At 63.2% G+C, this 1,443-nt stretch carries 1 protein-coding gene; it reads left to right on the plus strand.

From position 1 onward, the window contains the following. Positions 1-227: 227 nt before the first annotated feature. Positions 228-1,394, plus strand: coding sequence for an IS1249 family transposase (locus GSI01S_RS19365; RefSeq protein ID WP_006898367.1), 1,167 nt, complete (start codon positions 228-230; stop codon positions 1,392-1,394). Positions 1,395-1,443 lie beyond the last annotated feature (49 nt).

Here is a 1,443-nt window from a genome sequence, read left to right on the forward strand (position 1 = left end):
AGATCGGGCGAAGCCGATCGACTAAGCAACAGGTCGGTCGTGAAGGGTCACTGGCGGACATCGACGCTCTGCGCATCCAATATCGAACGCTTCGTCCAAGGAGCTAGAGGCAAGCGCAGGGCTGCAGCATCCACGGGTTAAAGGCCAAAATGTGTGTACAGATACGCTGGTTTCCGGTGTCTGACCTCGACTGACAGTGCGCCGGACATGCTTTGAAAGCATGTTCGGTGTCAGGTTCTCGGAATTCCCCCTCATGTGGTGTATGCGGCCGCAAGCTCGTCAAGAACGGAACCACCAGCGCCGGCCGCACCCGCTGGCGCTGCAAAGACTGCGGCGCCTCCAGCACCCAGAAACGCCCCGACATCACCCGCAAAGCCGAACTCACCGCGTTCCTCACCTGGCTCCTGCACGGCCGACAACCCGACCACATCAGCGCACGCACGTTCCGCCGATCACGCTCCTGGTGCTGGAACATCGAAGTCCCACCACCTGCACCCCCGACTGAGCCGGCCCAGGTGTTGATGCTCGATGGCACCTACTTCCAATCCTGGTGCCTGCTGATCGCCTTCGACGGCACCCACGTCGTCGACTGGCAATGGTGCGACCGCGAGAAGAAGATCGCCTGGCAGCAAATCCTGCAACGCCAACCCGCCCCGCACGTCGCGGTCATCGACGGTGGCCGCGGCCTGCTCGCCGCGATCGCCGACGATTGGCCCACCACTCGAGTCCAGCGCTGCTACTTCCACATCTTCCAGACCGTGCGCCGCCACCACACCTTCAAACCCCGACTCGATGCTGCCCGTGAAATTGTCACTCTGACAACCGCTTTGATGAACATCCGCAATTCCGAGCAGGCCGTGCTCTGGCTTCAGGCCTACAACGACTGGGAAATCAAGCACGACCGATTCCTCCGGCACCGGACCTACGCCCGCCCGCACACTGTGCGCCCGAAGGGCGTCGCCGAGACCAGCACCTGGTGGTACACCCACCGCGACCTACGCAAGACCCGAGGACTGTTCCGGCGGCTGATCTCAGAAGAGCACCTGTTCACCTGGATCGACCCCCGCCTGACCGATGAAGAGCACCCCCTGCCGCGGACCACCTCACCGCTCGAAGGCGGCCCCAACAAAGGTCTCAAAGACCTGTTCCGCGCTCACCGAGGACTTCTGACCGAGCACGCCCGCCGAGCCGCCGAATGGAAGCTCAACAGCCTCACCGCCCACCCACACGATCCGTGGAGCCTGGTCCGCGAAGAGCACCACAACCCACCACCGCAGCGACCGAAGGAAACGCCCGTCGAGGACGAGCAGATCGGGCCCGCCGCCTACGACACAGGCTTCAACTGGGAAGACGGCAACGGCATCCAACACGGATGGGGAGGCCGAAACCGGTAAACCACCCGACGCCACGCCCGAACCGTACACACATTCTGGCCTTTAACCC

It is taken from the genome of Gordonia sihwensis NBRC 108236 (genome assembly GCF_000333035.1).
GTDB lineage: Bacteria > Actinomycetota > Actinomycetes > Mycobacteriales > Mycobacteriaceae > Gordonia > Gordonia sihwensis.